Raw genomic sequence first — 19,724 nt, 5'->3', positions numbered from 1 at the left:
GGCTTCGCCGTGGTGGCCGGCGAGGTGCGCACCCTGGCGCAGCGCAGCGCCACGGCGGCCAAGGAGATCAAGGGCCTGATCACCGACAGCGTCAGCCGCGTGGACCAGGGCTCGGCCCTGGCCGACCAGGCCGGCCACACCATGGAAGAAGTCGTGGCCGCCATCAAGCGCGTCACCGACCTCGTGGGCGAGATCAGCCACGCCAGCGTCGAGCAAAGCCAGGGCGTGGCCCAGGTGGCCGAAGCCGTCAGCGGCATGGACCGCGCCACGCAGCAGAACGCCGCGCTGGTGGAGGACAGCGCCGCCGCCGCCGAGCGGCTGCGCACCCAGGCCCAGCACCTGGTGGAGGCGGTGGCGGTGTTCCGCCTGGACGGCGGCGCGCAGTCCTTCGCCTACGGCGCGCCCACGGCCCCGGCGGCGGCCTACACGCCCATGGCGCCCTCCACGACGCCATACGCGACCAAGGCCAGGCCGGACGCGCCGGCACCCCGAGCCTCCCGCCTGGCCCCGCCCGCGCAGCCTGCCCTGCCGGCCGGCCGCGACACGCCGTCGCCCCGCGCCATGCAAAGCGACGACAGCGCGGAGTGGACCTCGTTCTGACCCCGGCCGCCGCCTGAGCCCCGGCCCGCCGGGCCGCAGCACCGCCAGCCCCCGCCGCCAGCACGGCTACGGAGCTGGCGGTTTTTTTTCGTCTCATGCGCATCTCATGCACACAGAAAATCCAGGCATGAAAACATCAGACATTTGTCAAGAGGGAAAACACAAGTGTTACTAAGGTTGATGTAAAGTTATGTGACTAGATTGCATCGGATCGCACGCACCCCCGTTGCATCCCATGAAACTCGTGAACTTCCGCATTGGCCAGCGCTTGGCCGCCGCTTTTGGCGTGATCGTGGCCATGGCGCTGGCTTCAGCCGCGCTGGGCGTCCACCAGCTCGCCCGCATACAGGACAACCTGGACCGCGTCGTCGAGGACAGCAACGTGAAGATCGCGCTGTCGCACGAGATGAACGACGCCATCCACCGGGTGCTGCGCTCCATGCGCACGCTCATGCTGCTGGAGGACAAGGCCGCCGTGGAGGCCGAGGTGACGCGCATCGCCGAGTACCGCAGCGCCTACGACGCGGCACGCCAGGCGCTGGACGCGCTGCCCGCCGACGAGGAGATCAAGGCCCGCTTCGCGCAGGTGGACGAGGCGCGCAACGCCACGCGCGGCATCAACACCCAGGTGGTGCAACTGGCGCTGGCCGGCCAGCGCCAGGAGGCCCTGGCGCTGCTGCTGACCGAGTCGCAGCCGCGCACGCAGCGCTGGCAGGACCTGCTGCAGGACAGCATCCGGCTGCAGGAGGCGGCCAATGCGCAGAGCAACGCCCAGGCGCGCGAGGCCTACGCCTGGGCGCGCAACGAGCTCGTGAGCGGCGCGCTGCTGATGCTGGCGGCCTCGGTGCTGCTGGCCTGGCGCATCACGCGCTCCATCACCGTGCCGCTGCGCCGCGCCTGCGAAGTGGCGCTGCGCGTGGCCGAGGGTGACCTGACCCAGGGCGTGCGGGCCGAGGGCCGCGACGAGGCCGCGCAGCTCCTGGGCGCGCTGGCCGTCATGGAGGATCGCCTCACCAGCACCGTGGCCCACGTGCGGCGCAACGCCGAGGGCGTGGCCACGGCCAGCGCCCAGATCTCGCAGGGCAACCTGGACCTGAGCCAGCGCACCGAGGAGCAGGCCTCCTCGCTGCAGCAGACCGCCGCCTCCATGGACCAGCTCGGCGGCGCCGTGCGCCACAACGCCGACACCGCGCAGCAGGCCAACCAGCTCGCGCAGGGCGCCTCGGACGTCGCCGTCCAGGGCGGCCAGGTCGTGGCGAAGGTGGTGGACACCATGCGCGGCATCGAGGAGAGCTCGCGCCGCATCGCCGACATCATCGGCGTCATCGACGGCATCGCCTTCCAGACCAACATCCTCGCGCTCAACGCCGCGGTGGAAGCGGCACGCGCCGGCGAGGCCGGCCGCGGCTTCGCCGTGGTGGCCGGCGAGGTGCGCGCCCTGGCGCAGCGCAGCGCGGGGGCCGCGCGCGAGATCAAGGACCTCATCGGCGTGAGCGTGCAGCGCGTGGGCGAAGGCTCGGCGCTGGCCGACCAGGCCGGGCAGACCATGCAGGACGTGGTCAGCGCCATCAAGCGCGTGACGGACCTCATGGGCGAGATCAGCCACGCCAGCCTGGAGCAAAGCCAGGGCGTGTCCCAGGTCGGCGAGGCCGTGGGCCAGATGGACCGCGTCACGCAGCAGAACGCCGCGCTGGTGGAGGAAAGCGCCGCCGCGGCCCAAAGCCTGAGCTCGCAGGCGCAGCGCCTGGTGGAGGCGGTGGCGGTGTTCCGCCTGGCGCAGCACGCACCGGCGCTGGCGGCGGCCTGAGCCGCCGGCGCGGCCCCGCGCGGGCCGCGCCGAACGCCTCAGCGCGGCACGACGAAGGTGGTCTTTTCGCTCACGGCCTGCCGGCTGCCGTCCGGCAGCAGCCGCGAGACTTCGATCACCACGGGGCTGGAGCGGCCCTGCCGCTGCATCGCCTCTTCGGCCGGCAGCTGCAGCCGCAGCGGCAGCGAGCCGATCTGCGCGGGCGCCACCTCCAGCTCGGCCGGGCCCACCAGCATGAGGCCGGGCAGCCCGCTGGCGCTCACGCTGAAGCGGCCCGCGCTCTCGGAGCCGTTCATGAGCTGCAGCCGGTAGACGTTCTCCACGCGGCCGTCCTCGACCTGGCGGGCCAGGATGTTGCGGTCCTTGATCAGGTCCACGTGGAAGGGGCTGCGCAGCGCCAGGCTGGCCACGAAGGCGATGCCCACGGCCCCCAGCAGCGCGCCGTAGATGAGCACGCGCGCTCGCAGCACGCGCTTGAACATCTGCCCGCGCGAGAGCTTTTGCGTCACGCCGTTCTCGGTGGAGTAGCGGATGAGCCCCTTGGCGTAGCCCATCTTGTCCATCACGCCGTCGCAGACGTCGATGCACGCGGCGCAGCCAATGCACTCGGCCTGCAGCCCGTTGCGGATGTCAATGCCCGTTGGGCAGACCTGCACGCACAGCCCGCAGTCGATGCAGGAGCCCAGGCCCATGGCCTTGGGGTCGGCCTTCTTGGAGCGCGAGCCGCGCGGGTCGCCCCGGCCCGCGTCGTAGGTGATGATCATCGAGTCGCGGTCGATGAGCGCGCTCTGGAAGCGGGCGTAGGGGCACATGTAGCTGCACACCTGCTCGCGCATGAAGCCGGCGTTGCCCCAGGTGGCAAAGCCGTAGAACAGCACCCAGAACGCCTCCCAGCCCGTGAGGCTGGCCGTGGCCAGCTCGGCCGCGAGCGTGCGTATGGGCGTGAAGTAGCCGACGAAGGTGAACCCGGTGACGAGGGCGATGGCAATCCAGGCCACGTGCTTGCTGCCCTTGCGCAGCAGCTTCTGGCCGCTCCAGGGCGCCTTGTCCAGCTTCATGCGGGCGATGCGGTCGCCCTCGGCCTTGCGCTCCACCCACATGAAGATCTGCGTGTAGACCGACTGCGGGCAGGCGTAGCCGCACCACAGCCGCCCGGCCACGGCGGTGAAGAAGAACAGGCCCAGGGCCGAGAGCACCAGCAGCGCGGTGAGGTAGATGAGGTCCTGCGGATGCAGCACCAGGCCGAAGAGGAAGAAGCGGCGCTGCTCCAGGTCGAACAGCAGGGCCTGGCGGCCGTTCCACTGCAGCCAGGGCGCGCCGTAGAAGAAGAGCTGCGTGAGCCACACCATCACCCAGCGCCAGCGCGCAAACCAGCCGTCCACGGACTTGGGATAGATCTTGGCCTGCTTCTGGAAGAGGGACGCCGGCTGTATCGGAATGACGGTGGGGCTCTTGCTCACGGGGACTGCCTTCAGAGATGCGCGCGCAATGTATCTTTGTATGGATGCCGCAGCGTCCCGCCCGGCGTTGCGCGCACCGCGGCGGCGTGACGACTTGCCGCCCGCCCGGCGGCAAAGGCACTAGTGCGAAAGAACTAGCCCGGCACGGGCACGGCCGGGAGGGCGCGCACCAGGCGTATGGGCTGCGGCGCGGCGGCACCGGTGCCGGGCAGCACGTCGGCCAGGCAATGGGCGTCCAGGTGCTGCATGAAGCGCTGCAGCGCGCCGTCGAGCACGCCGGTGAGCGCGCAGCGGCCGTGCAGCAGGCAACCCGACGGCGCCTCGGCCGCGGCCGCGTCCAGGCACTCGACCAGGGCGAAGTCGCTTTCCATGCAGCGCACCACGGCGCCCAGCGGGATGTCCTGCGGCGGCCTGGCCAAGCGCATGCCGCCGCCCTTGCCGCGCACGGTCTCCAGCCAGCCGCCCAGGGCCAGGCGGTGCGTGACCTTCATGAGGTGGGCTTCGGAGATGCCGTAGGCGCGCGCCACCTCGGCAATGGTGCAAAGGCGGTTCGGGTTCTGCGCCACGTGCAGCAGCAGCCGCAGGGCGTAATCGGTCATGGCGGTCAGTCGCATGGCGTCATCCTGCCTTGCCGTCCAGGCGCGCGCGGGTGAGCGCGCTCCAGTAGCGCACGGCGTAGAGGCCGAAGCCCGCGCTCCACAGCGCGGCCGAGCACCACAGCGCGTGCACGTACAGCGCCGGCCACAGCAGCGGCAGGCCCACGCGCACGGCGCCGGCGGCCAGCACCAGCGCGTAGCAGGCGACGTCGAAGCGGTCGGCCCGCAGCGCGCGCCCGGTGTGGCCGCGGGCGGTGCGGGTCATCATGGCGATGGTCAGGCCGCCGATGGCGCCCACCGTGAGCGCGTGCGTGGCGAAGGTGCTGGGCAGCAGGTCCAGCGCCGTGGCCGCGCGCAGCGCCAGGTGCAGCGGAATCCACAGGTAGGCCGCGTGCAGCGCCCACACCAGCGGCACGCGCCGGGTCAACAGCGGCTGCCACAGCAGCAGCCGCGCGCCGTGCAGCAGCGCGGCGGCCGCGGCGATGGCGAACACCGCCACGCCGGAGAGGCCCAGCGCATCGGCCGCCAGCAGCGCCAGCAGCGTGCCCAGGGCGCCCTGCTCCACACGCGGATGGCGCACGGCCTTCACGCCCGGCACGCCGTTGTTGGTGAACATCGGGATCACCCGGCCGCCCATGACGGCCATCATGAACAGCACCACGTCCAGCGCCACCTGTATGCCGGCCCAACCCGGCAGCGGGCTGAAGCCCAGCCGCTCGGCGTGCACCAGGCCCGCGCCCAGCGCCATCACCACCAGCAGGGCAGCGAAAAAGTAATTGCGCTGGTTCTTGCCGCGGCGCAGCGCCTGGAACAGCGCCCAGGCCGACAGCAATGGGAAAGCCACGTTGGCCACCGCCGCGGCCCAGGCCCAGGGCGTGAGCAGCAGCACGCGGGCGGCCAGCCACAGCGCGGCCAGCGCCATGAGGCCCGCGCCGCTGGGCGTGTCCTGCCCCGCCCAATTGCGCCCGGCGGTGAAGAGAAAGCCCACCACCACGGCCAGCGTGAAGCCGAACACCATCTCGTGCGCGTGCCACAGCGGCCCGGGCAGGTAGGGGTGCGGCAGCAGCCCCGTGGACTGCAGCGCCCACAGCGCGATGGACAGCGCCGCGAACGCGCTGGCCAGCAGGTAGAAGGGCCGGAAGCCCAGCGCCCACAGGGCGAAGCCGGGCGGACGCGGCGCGGGCGCGGCGCCGCGCGGCGCCTGCTCCAGTTGCATGATCCTCTTCATGAGCGGGCTCTTTCCATGGCGCGCCAGCGCAGCGCGGCGCGCACCATCACCAGGGCGAACAGCGCCATGGCCATTGCGTTGAGCACGGCGCCCGTTGGGCGCCATGCGGGGCCGGCCAGGCGCAGCACGAGCGAGGCGTGCAGCAGCGCCAGCGGCAGGTAGAAGGCGGCATCGAACTGCACCTTGATGCGCGCCACGGCGGGCAGGATCACGGGGGCATGCCCCATGACCATGCAGAAGATGAACCCCAGGCCCAGCGCGTGCAGCGCCGCGTCGCGGCTGGCCCAGCCCAGCGACAGGCCCAGCCAGGCCACGCCGGCCACGGCCAGCCAGGCGTAGCCGCCCAGCAGGCACAGCGCCATGTAGCGGGTGAGCCCCTTGGCGCGCACCGTCTGGCGCGCGATGTCGAAGCTCATGAACCACAGCGCCAGCGCCACCAGCGCCACGCCGAAGAGCGCGCTCCACAGCGCGGCGCCGGCCAGCAGCGCGCACAGCACGGCCACCAGCAGGGGCTGCGCCGCGGCACGGCGGCGCATGAGCCGCGTCATCTCCAGCCGCTCCGCGGCGATGGTGATGACGAGGAAGGCGAACCACGAGGCCAGCATGGCGTCGTCGTGCAGCCCAACGGTCAGGCGCACGTTGCCCGTGAGCCAGGCCAGCGCCGACACCAGCAGCACGATGGTGTGCGGCGCGGCCTGCCGGTGGACGATGGCGAGGTTCACGCCCGTGAAACCCAGCGCCGCGGCGGTGAACGCCAGCGCGCCGGCTTGCGGCCAGCCCGCCAGCAGCGCCAGGCCGCCGGCCAGGGCCAGGAGCGGCACGGCGAAGGCCGCGCGCGCCTTGAGCGCCACGGCCCGCTCCAGGCTGACCACGGCGCCGAAGAAGCCGCAAATCATCAGCGCCGCGTGCTGCGCGGCGGCCTGGCCGACCAGCACGCCGCCGCCCACGGGCAGCCCCGCGCGCAGCAGCCCGCCGGCCACGGCCAGCAGCAGCAGCGACGCGAGCAGCGGCACCAGCAGCAGGCGGCCCACGCGCAGCGCGCGCGAGGGGCCGGGCTTGCCGGCGCTGCCGCGGCGGCGGGGTTTGGGCAGGACGGCGGCCATGGCGGGGCAGCCTTTCATCACCAGCGCATGAAGCGTCGTGCGCTTTCGCTCATGCGCTCAGGCGTCCACGGCGGCTCGTAGGTGATTTCCACTTCCAGCGGCAGCGCCGCGGGCAGCACCCGGTCGAGCTCGTCCTGCACGTCCTCGACGATGACGTCCGTCACCGGGCAGGCCGCGGAGGTCATGGTCATGAGCACGTGCACGCCCTCCTGCGTGACGCGCACGCGGTAGATCAGGCCCACGTCCACGATGGACAGGGCCACCTCCGGGTCCACCACGCGGCGCAGCGCCTGCGTGACGGGCCCGCGCAGGGCCTCGTCGCCCTCGTAGTCGAAGCGCGGCGCGGCGTCCGCGCCCTGCCCTGCGGTGTCCATGTCAGCCTCCGCAGCAGCCGCCGCAGCAGTGGTCGCGCCGCGCCAGCTTGGTGATGTGCACGCGCCAGGCGGCGGGTCCGCTTTCCACGGCGGTCCAGGTGAAGAGGTTGGGCACCAGGGCGTCGAACTGGCGGCGCAGCGGCTGCGGGTCGTGGTCGTTGACCAGCTCCAGCGTGCCGTCCGCGCCCAGCGCGTCGAAGCTGGAGAACACGCGCAGGTGGCGCTCCTGCGGCGGCAGGCTGCGCAGGTCCAGGGAAACGGCTGAAGGCATCGGGATTTCCAAAGATGTACAAAAGATGCATCTATGGTGCCGGCCGCCCTCCCCGAGCTCCTTGACTTAGCGCAAACCGGGCCTTTTGGACGGGGCCGTGCCGCCGCGGCGTGGACAATGCGCCCCCTTGCGCCGCGACGGCGGCGCGCCGGAAGTCCTTTCCCCCGTCCCTATTTTTCTGGTCCTGGCCCATGTTCAAGAACCTGCATCTGCTGCGCATCGCCCCCGGCTGGAACGCCGACGCGGCGCAGGCCGAGGAGCGCCTGGCGCGCGAACCCTTCACGCCTTGCGGCGCCACGCAACCGGAGAGCGCCGGCTGGGTGCCGCCGCGCGGCACGCCGCACGCGCCGCTGCTGGAGGTGGTGCAGGGCCAGTGGCTGCTGGCGCTGATGACGGAGCGCAAGATGCTGCCGGGCTCGGTGGTCAAGGAGCGCAGCGAGGAGATCGCCGTCCGCCTGGAGCAGGAGCGCGGCTACAAGCCGGGCCGGCGCGAGGCCAAGGAGATCAAGGAGCAGGCCACGCAGGAGCTGCTGCCCCTGGCCTTTACCAAGCGCGCGCGCACGCTGGTGTGGATAGACCCGAAAGCCGGGCTGCTGTGCGTGGACGCCGGCGGCACGGCGCAGGCCGACGCGGTGGTGAGCCTGCTGGTCAAGGCGCTGGACGGTTTCAACGTGCTGCCCCTGCAGGCCAAGCAGTCGCCGGCCGGGTGCATGGCGGCGTGGCTGGCCGAAGGCGAAGCGCCGGCGGGCTTTTTCCTGGACCGCGAGTGCGAGCTGAAATCGGCCGACGAGATGCGCTCGGTGGTGCGCTACGCACGCCACGCGCTGGACACCGATGAAGTGAAGCAGCACATCGCCGCGGGCAAGCGGCCCACGCGGCTGGCGCTGTCCTGGGGCGAGCGCGTGGCCTTCACGCTCACCGAGGGGCTGCTGCTCAAGAAGATAGAAATCCTGGACGTGGCCCTGGAAGGCCGCGACGGCGTGGCCGAGGACGAGGCTTTCGATGCCGACGCGGCCATTGCCACCGGCGAGCTGCGCGGGCTCATTCCCGACCTGCTGGAAGCGTTGGGCGGCGAGCAGGACGGCACGGAGGGTGCCGCCGCGGCGCCCACGCCGGCCCCGGTGGCGGCCCCAGCCCCGGCTGCGCCGGCCACCGCCGTGGCGAGCAGCGACGAGGCGCCCTGGTAAGCCGTTGAGCCCCGCCCTTGGGCGCGGCGCTTGCCGCCCCCGCTGGGCATGAGACACGACCCTGCCCTGGACCCGGTGCGCCGCGCCGCGCGGCCGCTGGACGACCTCGACGACGTGGGCGCCATCGCCCGCGCCGCGGCCAATGCCCACATCGTGCTGCTGGGCGAGGCCTCGCACGGCACGCGCGAGTTCTACGCGCTGCGCGCGGCCATCACGCGGGAGCTCATCGAGCGCCACGGCTTCGACGGCGTGGCGCTGGAGGCGGACTGGCCCGACATGCTGCGCGCCCACCGCTGGGTGCAGGGCGGCCTGCAGGACGCCAACGCGCGCCAGGCGCTGGAGAACTTCAAGCGCTTTCCGCAATGGATGTGGCGCAACCGCGAGTTCCTGCGCCTGGTGCAGTGGCTGCGCAGCTACAACGACCTGCAGCCCATGCACAAGCGCGCCGGGCTTTACGGCCTGGACCTCTACAGCCTGCACGGCTCGGTGCAGGCGGTGCTCACCTACCTGGAGGCGCACGAGCCGCACATGGTGGACGAGGCGCGCCGGCGCTACGGCTGCTTCGACCACTTCCTGGAAGAGCCCCAGCGCTACGGCCAGGCCCTGCACTTCGGCCTGAGCGAGGGTTGCCAGCGCGAGGTGCTGCAACAGTTGCAGGCGCTCATGGCCGAGTCCGCTCGGCAGACCATGGGCGGCAGCGCGGCCGACGAGCTGTTCCACGCCCAGCTCAACGCGCTGGTGGTGCGCAACGCCGAGCGCTACTACCGGCTCATGTTCCAGGGCTCCACGGCCTCGTGGAACCAGCGCGACCGCCACATGCACCAGGTGCTGGAGCGCGTGCGCGAGCACCTCACCCGCACCCGCGGCCACCCGGCGCGGCTGGTGGTGTGGGCGCACAACTCGCACCTGGGCGACGCGCGGGCGACGGAGTTCGGCGGCCTGGGACAGCTCAACCTGGGCCAGCTCGTCCGCGAAGCCGCCGCCCCCGCCGAAAGTTTTACGCTGGGCTTCAGCACGGACCATGGCAGCGTGGCGGCCGCCCCGGACTGGGACGAGCCGGTGCAGTTCATGCGCGTGACGCCCGCGCGGGCCGACAGCTGGGAAAGGCTGCTGCACGACACGGGGCTGGACCTCTTCCTGCTGCCGCTGCAAGGCGAGGACGTGCAGCGGCTGCTGGCCCCGCCGCGGCTGCAGCGCGCCATCGGCGTGATCTACCGGCCGGACACCGAGCGGCAAAGCCACTACTACGACGCCTCGCTGTCGCAGCAGTTCGACGCCGTGCTGCACGTGGACCGCAGCCACGCCCTGCACCCGCTGGACGGCGCCGCGCCGCCGCAGGTGCTGGAGGAGCCGGAAACCTTCCCCAGCGGCCTCTGAGCCGCGCTGCAGACGCCGGGCCCGCACGCCGGATGCGTGGGGATTACCCCGCCCCACAGGGCTAATCCCGGCAGCCGCCATCAAGCGGAATTTGAAAATCGGCGGTACTTCGGTGCACCCCGGCGCGCGGCACATGGCTTGCCGCCGGGGTGGTTCAGCAACACACGGCCGCTGCGCCACGGCAAACCCCAGGAGGTACCCATGTCCGCCCTGACCCCCGAACAACTGCAGGCGCTGCAGGCGCTGCTCTCACAGCGCGAAGCCGAGCTGGGCGCCGAGCTGCGCGAGGCGCGTGAGGCGCGCGAGGAGCGGCCCAGCGCGCAAGGCCCGCAGGTGGACGACCAGGTGGCGCAGGGCGAGGAGCGCCTGCGCACGGGCCTGGAGCACATCGAGATGGAGCGCGACCAGCTGGAGCTGCGCGACATCGACGACGCGCGCACCCGCCTGGCCGACGGCAGCTACGGCGAATGCGTGGACTGCGGCTGCGACATCCCCTACGAGCGGCTGCACGCGCAGCCCACGGCCGCGCGCTGCGTGGACTGCCAGGAGCGCTGGGAAAAGACGCACGAGACGGTGCCGCGGTACACGGCCTGAGTTCGGCTGAAGTTCGGCCTGAGACCGGCGCCATGCCGGTCCCGCCGCGGCCTGCGCGGCCTGGGCGCTTTCGCCCAACTTTTTTCACCCCCCGGGTGAACCCGGGCGCCCCCAGCCGCTCTACCTTTTTCCTGCGACTTCCCATCCCCTGAACAAGCGCTCCCCGGCCAGGGCGGCGCGCCGTGCTTTTCCCATGAAGCGCGGCGCCCGCGCGTGGCCGCCAGGCGCACCGACCACACTGCCGATGCACGCACCCGTCCCCCTCATTGCCACCCTCGCCGCCGCCTTTGCCCTCTCGCTTTTGCTGGGCTTCCTGGCCGTGCGCCTGAAACTGCCCGCGCTGGTGGGCTACCTGGCCGCGGGCATCCTGCTGAGCCCGGCCACGCCGGGCTACGTGGCCGACATGAAGCTCGCCGCCGAGCTCGCCGAGATCGGCGTGATGCTGCTCATGTTCGGCGTGGGCCTGCACTTCTCGCTGGACGACCTCATGGCCGTGCGCCGCATCGCCGTGCCGGGCGCGGCGCTGCAGATCGCCGTGGCCACGGCCATGGGCGCGGGTGTCGCATTGAGCTGGGGCTGGAACTTGGGCGGCGCGCTGGTGTTCGGCCTGGCGCTGTCGGTGGCCTCCACCGTGGTGCTGCTCAAGGCGCTGGAGGCGCGCGGGGTGCTGGACAGCGTCAACGGCCGCATCGCGGTGGGCTGGCTGGTGGTGGAGGACCTGGTGATGGTGCTCGTCCTGGTGCTGCTGCCGGCGCTGTCGCCGCTGCTCGGCGGCGCGGCCGACACGGACGGTGCCCACGCCGGCGAGGCCCTGTGGCTCACGCTCGTGCGCACGCTGCTGGCCGTGGGTGCCTTCGTGGCGCTGATGCTGGTGGTGGGCCGGCGCTTCTTCCCCTGGCTGATGTGGCAGGTGGCGCGCACGGGCTCGCGCGAGCTGTTCACGCTCAGCGTGGTGGCCGCGGCCGTGGGCATCGCCTTCGGCGCGGCGCAGCTCTTTGGCGTGAGCTTCGCGCTGGGGGCCTTCTTCGCCGGCATGGTGCTGCGCGAGTCCTCCTTGAGCCACCGCGCCGCCCACGAAAGCCTGCCGCTGCGCGACGCGTTCTCGGTGCTGTTCTTCGTCTCGGTGGGCATGCTGTTCGACCCCATGGTGCTCGTGGAGCAGCCGCTGGCGGTGCTGGCGGTGGTGGCCATCATCGTGCTGGGCAAGTCCATCGCCGCGGCGGCGCTGGTGCTGCTGCTGCGCTACCCGCTGGGCACGGCGCTCACGGTGTCGGCCAGCCTGGCGCAGATCGGCGAGTTCTCCTTCATCCTGGCCGGACTGGGCATGCAGCTTGGGCTGCTGCCGGCCGAGGGGCAAAGCCTCATCCTGGCCGGCGCGCTCATCTCCATCGCGCTCAACCCGCTGGTGTTCTCCGCCATCGAGCCGGTGATGCGCTGGCTGCGCCAGCGCCCGGGCCTGCTGCAGCACCTGGAGCGCAGCGACGACCCGCTGTCGGAGCTGCCCATGGACACCGCCCACCAGTACCTGGAGAAGCAGGTGGTGCTGGTGGGCCACGGGCGCACGGGCCAGCGCATCGCCCACGCGCTGCGCGAGGCCGGCATCCCCTGCGTGGTGGCCGACGAGAACCGCGAGACCGTGGAGCGGCTGCGCGCCGAGGGCCTGCCCGCCGTGTGCGGCGACGCCACCGACGAGGCCACGCTCATCCAGGCCCACATCGCGCGGGCGCGCATGCTCGTCATCGCCGTGCCGCAGGCCGTGGACGTGCTGCCCATGGTGGAGACGGCGCGGCTGCTCAACCCGGACATCGAGGTCGTCCTGCGCGGCCACGACGAGGACGAGGCCGGCTTCCTGAAGCGCGCCCAAGCCGGCGCCGTGTTCTCGGCCGAGGAAGCCTTGGGCGAAGTCATGAGCGCCCACGTGCTGCAGCGCCTGCGCACCGCGCACTGAGGAGCCCGCGCGGGCCCGCCGCGGCACGGCCCTAACCCTGTCGGGTTTTTTTACAGTGGCGCCACCAAGCGCCCTGAAGTCAGCTGCAAGCGTTTGTCGCGAAACGGTTTTTTACATTTGGCACACCCCTTGCATGCGGGAGCGCGGCGTCCCATCGCGTCGCAAGAACCACCAATTTCCAGGGGTAAGCAAATGAAGAAGATCGCAGCCGCGCTTGCAGCCGTCGCTTTGTGCGCCGGCGCGCAAGCCGCCACCGTGTCCGACAGCTTCACCAACACGCTGCAGCACACGGACTTCACCAACCAGACCGGCACGCTGGACCTGTTCAACACCGCGCTGGGTACGCTGACGGGCGTGTCGCTGACGCTGTACGGCCAAAGCGTGACGGACCTGGTGCTGACCAACACGTCCAACTCGGTCTCCGAAGCCAGCGCCAGCACCCGCACCCGCCTGACCTTCTCCAGCAGCATCGGCGCGCTGAGCTCGCTGATCGGCGGCTCCTACAAGATTCAGCTGCTGCCCACCACCGACGACACGACGCTGAACCCCGGCCAGTCCGCGACGTTCAACGACGTCAGCGACAACAGCAGCTACGTCGTCACCGGCCTGAACGCCATCCTGTCGGCCTTCAACTCCTCCGCCGGCCACAACACCTTCACCATCAGCTGCTCCTCGGCCACGCGGCTGCTGACCTCGGTGTCCGGCGGTAACTCCGACGCCACCCAGAACACCGAAGCCGGCTGCGGCGCCTCGGTGGTCTACACCTACACGGCCGCCCCGACGCCGCATCCCACGCCCGAACCCGCCTCGCTGGCGCTGGTGGGCCTGGGCCTGGCCGGCGTGGGCGTTGCCCGCCGCAAGGCCAAGCGCGCCTGAAGCCGCGCGGGCTCCAGCCGGCCACGGCCGGCGTGAGCCTCACGCATGAAAAAGCCGGGGGAGGACCCCGGCTTTTTCTTTGGCGGCGCGCGCCGCGGTGCGTGGCCGCGCCGGCCTACTGCAGCGGGTAGCGGGCCAGGCGCTGCGCGTCGAGGATGCGTATGTCGCGCTTGTCCACCTCGATGAGCCCCACGGTTTCCAGTTCGCCCAGCACGCGCGAGAAGTATTCCGGCGTGATGGACAGCCGCGAGGCGATGGTGGCCTTGCTCACGGGCAGCGAGACGGTGGCCGTCGCGTCGCCCTCGCCGTCGCTGTGCTGCTCGCGCAGCAGGTAGCCGATGACGCGCTGCATGCCGCTGTGCAGCGCATAGGCCTCCACGTCGTTGATGAGCCCGTGCAGCCGCCGCGACATGCCCGCGAGCATGCGCAGCGCAAAGCGCGGGTCGCGCGAGATCTCGCCGAACACGGCCTCCTTGCGCACGCCCAGCAGCAGCGAGTCGGCCAGTGCCGTGGCGTTGACGATGCAGGGCCGGTCGCTGAACACCAGCGCCTCGCCGAAGCTGTTGCTTGGGCCGACCAGCTCAATGACCTTTTCCTGCCCCGCCGGCGAGATGGCGTGCAGTTTCACTTGCCCGGTGACCACGACGTGGAAGGCCTCGCAGGGGTCGCCGCAGCGGAACACCGGCTCGCCGCGCGCGTAGCGGCGCAGTTGGCAGCCCTCGGCCAGGTTCTGCAGCTCGGCGGGCCGCAGGTCGCTGAACAGCGGCAGCACCGACAGGTAGCGCGGGGTATCGAACTGGCGCAGGTCCATGGGGCTGTCTCCTGATGCTCGGGTTGTGGCGGCTTTGGGGGGCGGATTGTGGGTGGCGAAGGACGGCTTGGGCTTGATGGGAATCAAGCGAAAAGGCTTGCTTCGCTCAAGCCGCGGTGCGCTGCGCGTGAGCCTCCGGCCGGCACGCTTGTGCCCCAACCCGCGCAATGCTGCGCCCTCACAGGCGTCACCCGGCAAGGCCACCAGCCCTATCGGGTCAACGTCGCATACACCTGCGCCAGCCGCCCAACGAGCTCGGTGGCGCGATGCACCTGCGCGTAGCCCTTGGTGCCGAAGAGCATGGGCAGGTAGTCGTGGCCCTGGTCGTCGATGCTCACGCAAAAGGGCACCAGCCCGGCCGCGCGCGCAGCCTGCACGGCGTGGCGCGTGTCCTCCAGGCCGTAGCGGCCCTCGTACTGGTCCAGGTCGTTGGGCTTGCCGTCGGTGAGCAGCAGCAGCAGCCGCTGGCGCTCGCCGCGGCGCTGCAGCCGCTGCGTGGCCAGCCGTATGGCCGCGCCCATGCGCGTGTAGTAGCCCGGCTTGACGGCGCCCACCCGCGCGCGCGGCGCCGCGCCCCAGGGCTCGTCGAAGCCCTTGAGGCAGTGCATGCGCACGTGCTGGCGCCGCACCGAGCTGAAGCCCAGCATTTCGAAGGCATCGCCGCCGGCCGACAGCGCCTCGCCGAACACGAAGAGCGCGTCGCGGATCACGTCGATGATGCGCGCCTCGTTCGTTGCATAGGCATCGGTGGACAGGGAAAGGTCGGCCAGCAGCAGCGTGGCCAGGCTGCGCTCGGCCTTGACGCGGCGCGCGTGCACGGCCGGCGCCTCGCTGCGCGCGCCGGCGTCGGACTGCAGCCGCACCCAGGCGTCCAGGTCCAGCTCCTCGCCGCTGACCTCGCCGCGCTGCCAGCGCGGCGCGGCGCGCAGCAGCTCCAGGCGCCGTCGCACGCGCCGCGCCGTCGCCTTCAGGGCCGGCGGCGGCACGAAGGGCTCAGCGGGCCGCGACACCAGCATCTGCGCCGCGCAGTAGGCGGGGCGCAGCACGCCGGCCTTGTAGTCCCACTCCGGGAGCTGGATGCCCGGGCCCAGCGGGATGTCGTCGGCGCTGGCGCTGGGCAGGTCCAGGTCGAACTTCACCCGCGCGGCCAGCGTCTGGCCGTCGGGGGCGATGGAGAGCTTCTCCATGTCGTTGGCCGCGGCCAGGGCGTTGCCGTCGTCGCTGTCGTCGTCGCCGCGGTTGACCTTGACGTGCTCGCTCCACGACAGCAGCGCCTCGGCGCGGAACACCAGCAGCAGGGGGTTGCCGTCGCGCTCGTCCACGGTGCGCTGGGCGGCGCGGCGCTTGGCATCGGTCACGCCGGGCGGGCGCTGGGCCTGCGGCTCGGCCTCGCCGGCGTCCGGGCGGGCGGGCGCGGCAGCGGCGCCGGGGGCGTGCTCCACCCACAACCACAGCGGCGACACCTCGCCCGGCAGCACCGGCGTGGCGGGCAGCGCCACGTCGCCGCCGTCCACGCCGGCGCGCAGCGCGGCCTGCACGGTGGCCTCGGCCTCGGCGGCCCGCCCTTTGAGGCGCTGCGGGCGCGGGCGCTGGGCGAGGTGGGCGTCCACCAGTTGGGCATGGCGTTCGCGCAGGCCCGGGAAGCGCTGCAGGGCCAGCCGCGTGGCGGCGAGGTTCAGGGCGATCCAGCCTTGGGCGGCGCCCTCCGGCGTGGCCGCGATCTCGTCCACCGCGGCCGACAGCGCGGCCAGCCACAGGTACAGGGCGCGGTTGAGCGCGGCCTCGGGGAACACGGCCAGGCGCGGCGGCAGCGCCAGCACTTCGTGCTCCAGGCGCGGCAGCGCGGCGCGCTCGCCGCTGCCGGCCAGGCGCTGCAGCCAGCCGCGCGGGCCGCCGCTGCGCCGCTCCGTGGCCGGGGCGATGCGCACGGCCTGCGCGCCACCGGCGCCGCGAAACAGCATGCCGATGGCGCGCTGCACCTGCGGCAGCTCCACGGCGGCGTCGGGGAAGGAGCGGTCGGCCGCACGCGTCACGGCGCGGTGCCACCACTGGCCTATGAGTTCTTCCATGGTTTCAGCTCACGATCAGCACGGTGCGAGGGCTTCAGCCCTCCTCCCGCTTCTGTCTTTGTGTCTCGCGCTGCGCCGCCTCGCCCTGCTCCCAGTTGAGCAGCGGCTCCTTGTCCAGCGGCCCCTGCGACACGTCGCACTCGCTCAGGCAACGCCCGCACTGCACGCAGGAAAACATCATTCGCTTGATGTTGCGCGGGTGCAGCCGCATGGGGCAGGCGTTGTCGCAGGCGCTGCCGGAGGGCGCCTTCACCGTCTCGCAGTCGCGGCAGTCGCGCGCGCGCTCGCGGCTGAAGGCCACCACCATGCCGCGCGGGTTGGCCATCCACACCAAGCTCTGGAACAGGCCCACCGCGCAGCCGAAGCGGCAGAACAGGTGCCGCGCGAAAGCGAACTCCAGCGTGAACACCGTCGTCGCAATCGCCAGGAACTTCGCCTGGTTGGGCGTGGACGTGCCGTGCAGCAACCCGCCCCAGACCTCGGCCGGCGGCAGCAAGTAGCTCAGCAGCGTCACGGCCCAAGTGAAGCCGAGGATCAGGCAGGACAGCGCGAACAGCGGCCACCAGCGCTTGCGCGCCGGGCGGTCGACGCGCGGCAGCGCATGGCGGTCCCAGACGCTGAACTTCGCGCAGGCGCGGTGCAGCAAGTCGTTGAGCAGCTCCACCGCCGAGAAGTGCGGGCACAGCCAGCCGCACCACAGCCGCCCCCAGCGCCAGGCCACGGCCAGGAAGCCGCCTACCAGCGCCAGCGCCGGCAGCAGCGCGCGCAGCACGAAATTCAGCGCCAGGTGCGGCGCCGAGATCTGCCCGGCCGTGAAGGCGTCGATGCCCAGCGACCAGCGCATGCCCAGCACCCAGAGCTGCGTCTCGTTGAGGTCGAAACGCAGCAGGTTCAGCGCCGGGGCGAACACGAAGAAGGCGAAGAAGCCGGCCTGCAGCCAGTGTCGGCGCCGCTGCAGCCGCTGCGCGCTGCGCACGGCGGCGGTGTCGGCCGGTGGCTTGCGAACCGTCATGCGCCGGTGCGGCGTGGTTTGAGCCTCACCGCCGCAGCCCGCGGCCTTGTCGATCACTGCGCGCGCGGCCTCGGCGCCGGCGCGGCTGCCGCCGGGGGGCGGTCCTTCGAAAGCCATGGCCTCACCTTGTCGCTGAACCCATCAGCCGCCGATGACGGCGCTGGTGAGCTCGGACAGCGCCGCGGCCGTCTCGGCATCGTCGGTGAGCGCGTCCACGATGGCGGCGCGGCAGGCCGCGGCCAGCGGCAGGCCCGCGCGCACCAGGCGCGCGGCCATCACCAGCAGCCGCGTGCTCACGGTCTCCTCCAGGTCGTGGTCGGTGAGCCGGCGCAGCGCCTGCGCCAGCCGCACCAGCGTGGCGGCCAGCGGCGGCGGCGCCTCGGCCTCGGCTTCCACGATGCGCTGCTCCACCTCCGCGGCCGGGTAGCCGAAGGTCAGCGCCACGAAGCGCTGCCGCGTGCTGGGCTTGAGGCTCTTGAGCAGGTTCTGGTAGCCGGGGTTGTAGCTGATGACCAGCATGAAGCCGGGCGCGGCCTGCAGCAGCTCGCCCGTGCGCTCCAGCGGCAGCACGCGGCGGTCGTCGGCCAGCGGGTGCAGGACGACGGTGGTGTCCTTGCGCGCCTCCACCACCTCGTCGAGGTAGCAGATGGCGCCCTGCCGCACGGCGCGGGTGAGCGGGCCGTCGCACCAGACGGTCTCGCCGTCGCCCAGCAGGTGGCGGCCCACGAGGTCGGCGGCGCTCAGGTCGTCGTGGCAGCTCACCGTCACCAGCGGACGGCCCAAGCGCGCGGCCATGTGCTCGACGAAGCGCGTCTTGCCACAGCCCGTGGGCCCCTTGATGAGCAGCGGCAGGCGCTGGTGGAAGGCGTGCTCGAACAGCTCGCACTCGGCGGCCTGCGCCATGTAGAAGGGCACGGCCGCAACCTGCCTGGCGGATGTGAATTCCATGGTGGAATTTCCGTCAGGCGCGCTGCGCCGGGGCGGCCTTGAGGCCCTTGCCGCCGTGCGCGGGCTGCTGCGCCAGCTCCTCGGCCGAGGCGCCGACGAAGAAGCTCGCCAGGTACATCAGCAGGCCCAGCAGGAAGATCACGCCGCCGGCGATGCGCACCCAGTAGAAGGTGGCGAGCTGGTCCTGCGTGGCCATGAAGGACATGGCGCCGCTGGTGGGCAGCCGCTGCAGCCACACCTGCAGCACGCCGGCGCCGGTGAGGGCCAGCACCATCACGCCCATGCCGATGCTCATGGTCCAGAAGCTCTTCTTCTCCAGGGCCTGGGCGCGCAGCGGGTTGGCCTCGCGGCCGCGCAGGATGGGCATGGCGTAGCTGATCATGGTGATCACCACCAGCACGTAGGCGCCGTAGAAGGCCAGGTGGCCGTGGGCCGCCGTCACCTGCGTGCCGTGCGTGTAGTAGTTCACCGGCGAGAGGGTGTGGATGAAGCCCCACAGGCCAGCGCCCAGGAAGCCGATCACCGAGGTGCCCAGCGCCCAAGTCACCGCGGCCTGGTTGGGATGCTCGCGGCGGCGGCGCTGCACCATGTTGAAGGCGAACACCGTCATCATGAAGAAGGGAATCGGCTCCATCGCGGAGAACACGCTGCCTATCGTCTTCCAGTAGCCCGGCAGGCCGATGAAGTAGAAGTGGTGGCCCGTGCCCAGGATGCCCGTCATCAGCGCGAAGGCGATGATGATGTAGAGCCACTTGTCGATCACTTCACGGTCCACGCCCGTGGTCTTGACCAGGACGAAGGCCAGCAGCGCGCCCAGGATCAGCTCCCACACGCCCTCCACCCACAGGTGGACGACGAACCACCAGTACATCTTGTCGCGCACCAGGTTGTGCGGGTTGACGAAGCTGAAGAGGAACAGCAGCGTCAGGCCCCACAGGCCCAGCATCAGCACCAGGCCCACGCTGGTCTTGCGGCCCTTGAGCATGGTCATGGTGAGGTTGAGCATGAAACCCACGGCCACCACCACGATGCCCAGCTTGGTGGGCAGCGGCTGCTCCAGGAACTCGCGCCCCATGGTCTGCAGCAGCTCGTTGCCCGTGAGCTCGGCCAGCTTGGCGTAGGGCACGGCCAGGTAGCCGACGATGGTCAGCGCGCCGGCCACCAGGAAGATCCAGAACAGCGCCACGGCCAGCTTGGGGCTCCACAGCTCGGTCTCGGTTTCCTCCGGAACGATGTAGTAGGCCGCTCCCATGAAGCCGAACAGCAGCCACACGATCAGCAGGTTCGTGTGAACCATGCGCGCCTGGTTGAACGGGATGTAGGGGAACAGGAAGTCGCCGATGACGTACTGCAGTCCCAGGCTCAGGCCGAAGATGATCTGGCCGGCGAACAGCGCCAGCGCCGCGATGAAGTAGAGCTTGGCGACGGCCTGCGACTTGTACTTGAGTGCAATGGGTTTCATG

The 19,724-nt window shown here is 71.6% G+C and carries 18 protein-coding genes; 7 read left to right on the top strand and 11 right to left on the bottom strand.

The genetic code is table 11. The annotated features are described in order from the left end of the window. The coding region (locus ALA01S_RS06555) for a methyl-accepting chemotaxis protein (RefSeq protein WP_238455712.1) at positions 1–600 on the top strand (600 nt) is incomplete at its 5' end. Positions 601–835: 235 nt separating this feature from the next. Beyond that, positions 836–2,407 carry a methyl-accepting chemotaxis protein gene (locus ALA01S_RS35155; RefSeq protein ID WP_066333727.1) on the top strand — a complete coding sequence of 524 codons (1,572 nt, stop codon included), beginning with the start codon at positions 836–838 and terminating at the stop codon, positions 2,405–2,407. Positions 2,408–2,445: 38 nt separating this feature from the next. Here ALA01S_RS35155 and ccoG read toward each other — a convergent pair whose 3' ends face one another. From ccoG to ALA01S_RS06520, 6 genes are all read right to left on the bottom strand, one after another. Then, positions 2,446–3,867, bottom strand: a complete 1,422-nt coding sequence (gene ccoG / locus ALA01S_RS06545; RefSeq protein ID WP_066333725.1) for a cytochrome c oxidase accessory protein CcoG — start codon at positions 3,865–3,867, stop codon at positions 2,446–2,448. A gap of 134 nt (positions 3,868–4,001) precedes the next feature. Then, a complete protein-coding gene (locus tag ALA01S_RS06540; protein WP_066333723.1) occupies positions 4,002–4,481 on the bottom strand; it encodes an RrF2 family transcriptional regulator in 480 nt (159 codons plus the stop codon). A 4-nt stretch (positions 4,482–4,485) separates the two neighbouring features. Continuing rightward, on the bottom strand, positions 4,486–5,691 hold the full coding sequence (locus tag ALA01S_RS06535; protein ID WP_066333720.1) for an NnrS family protein: 1,206 nt from the start codon (positions 5,689–5,691) through the stop codon (positions 4,486–4,488). Next, positions 5,688–6,794: a DUF8744 domain-containing protein gene (locus ALA01S_RS06530; protein WP_238455711.1), complete on the bottom strand. Its 1,107-nt coding sequence runs from the start codon at positions 6,792–6,794 to the stop codon at positions 5,688–5,690. Before ALA01S_RS06530 ends, ALA01S_RS06535 begins: the two co-directional genes overlap by 4 nt. 17 nt (positions 6,795–6,811) lie before the next feature. Beyond that, positions 6,812–7,168: a metal-sulfur cluster assembly factor gene (locus tag ALA01S_RS06525; protein WP_066333717.1), complete on the bottom strand. Its 357-nt coding sequence runs from the start codon at positions 7,166–7,168 to the stop codon at positions 6,812–6,814. A gap of 1 nt (position 7,169) precedes the next feature. Then, complete coding sequence (locus ALA01S_RS06520) at positions 7,170–7,439, bottom strand: DUF2249 domain-containing protein (protein WP_066333714.1); 270 nt, start codon at positions 7,437–7,439, stop codon at positions 7,170–7,172. Between the two features lie 191 nt (positions 7,440–7,630). Here ALA01S_RS06520 and ALA01S_RS06515 point away from each other — a divergent pair, with 191 nt between their 5' ends. From ALA01S_RS06515 to ALA01S_RS06495, 5 genes are all read left to right on the top strand, one after another. After that, on the top strand, positions 7,631–8,626 hold the full coding sequence (locus tag ALA01S_RS06515; protein WP_066333711.1) for a recombination-associated protein RdgC: 996 nt from the start codon (positions 7,631–7,633) through the stop codon (positions 8,624–8,626). 48 nt (positions 8,627–8,674) lie between these two features. Further along, the gene (locus ALA01S_RS06510; RefSeq protein ID WP_066333750.1) at positions 8,675–10,003 is read left to right on the top strand and encodes an erythromycin esterase family protein; all 1,329 of its coding nucleotides are present in this window, start codon (positions 8,675–8,677) and stop codon (positions 10,001–10,003) included. 201 nt (positions 10,004–10,204) lie between these two features. Further along, positions 10,205–10,597: a TraR/DksA family transcriptional regulator gene (locus ALA01S_RS06505; protein WP_066333708.1), complete on the top strand. Its 393-nt coding sequence runs from the start codon at positions 10,205–10,207 to the stop codon at positions 10,595–10,597. Between the two features lie 244 nt (positions 10,598–10,841). Beyond that, positions 10,842–12,545, top strand: a complete 1,704-nt coding sequence (locus ALA01S_RS06500) for a cation:proton antiporter domain-containing protein (RefSeq protein WP_066333706.1) — start codon at positions 10,842–10,844, stop codon at positions 12,543–12,545. Positions 12,546–12,737: 192 nt separating this feature from the next. Continuing rightward, positions 12,738–13,421, top strand: coding sequence for a PEP-CTERM sorting domain-containing protein (locus ALA01S_RS06495; RefSeq protein WP_066333704.1), 684 nt, complete (start codon positions 12,738–12,740; stop codon positions 13,419–13,421). A gap of 115 nt (positions 13,422–13,536) precedes the next feature. Here ALA01S_RS06495 and ALA01S_RS06490 read toward each other — a convergent pair whose 3' ends face one another. The 5 genes from ALA01S_RS06490 to ALA01S_RS06470 form a co-directional block, all read right to left on the bottom strand. Next, positions 13,537–14,232, bottom strand: a complete 696-nt coding sequence (locus tag ALA01S_RS06490; protein ID WP_066333701.1) for a Crp/Fnr family transcriptional regulator — start codon at positions 14,230–14,232, stop codon at positions 13,537–13,539. 209 nt (positions 14,233–14,441) lie between these two features. Beyond that, positions 14,442–16,301 carry a nitric oxide reductase activation protein NorD gene (locus ALA01S_RS06485; RefSeq protein ID WP_066333697.1) on the bottom strand — a complete coding sequence of 620 codons (1,860 nt, stop codon included), beginning with the start codon at positions 16,299–16,301 and terminating at the stop codon, positions 14,442–14,444. Between the two features lie 34 nt (positions 16,302–16,335). Then, a complete protein-coding gene (locus tag ALA01S_RS06480) occupies positions 16,336–17,430 on the bottom strand; it encodes a 4Fe-4S binding protein (protein WP_238455710.1) in 1,095 nt (364 codons plus the stop codon). A gap of 24 nt (positions 17,431–17,454) precedes the next feature. Further along, positions 17,455–18,261: a CbbQ/NirQ/NorQ/GpvN family protein gene (locus tag ALA01S_RS06475; RefSeq protein ID WP_066333695.1), complete on the bottom strand. Its 807-nt coding sequence runs from the start codon at positions 18,259–18,261 to the stop codon at positions 17,455–17,457. A gap of 13 nt (positions 18,262–18,274) precedes the next feature. After that, complete coding sequence (locus ALA01S_RS06470; protein WP_066333693.1) at positions 18,275–19,723, bottom strand: cbb3-type cytochrome c oxidase subunit I; 1,449 nt, start codon at positions 19,721–19,723, stop codon at positions 18,275–18,277. Position 19,724: the final 1 nt, after the last annotated feature.

The sequence above is a fragment of the Azohydromonas lata NBRC 102462 genome, assembly GCF_001571085.1.
GTDB lineage: Bacteria > Pseudomonadota > Gammaproteobacteria > Burkholderiales > Burkholderiaceae_C > Azohydromonas > Azohydromonas lata.
The sequence above is the reverse complement of the archived record's forward strand: the minus strand, read 5'-3'. Positions and strand labels throughout refer to the sequence as shown.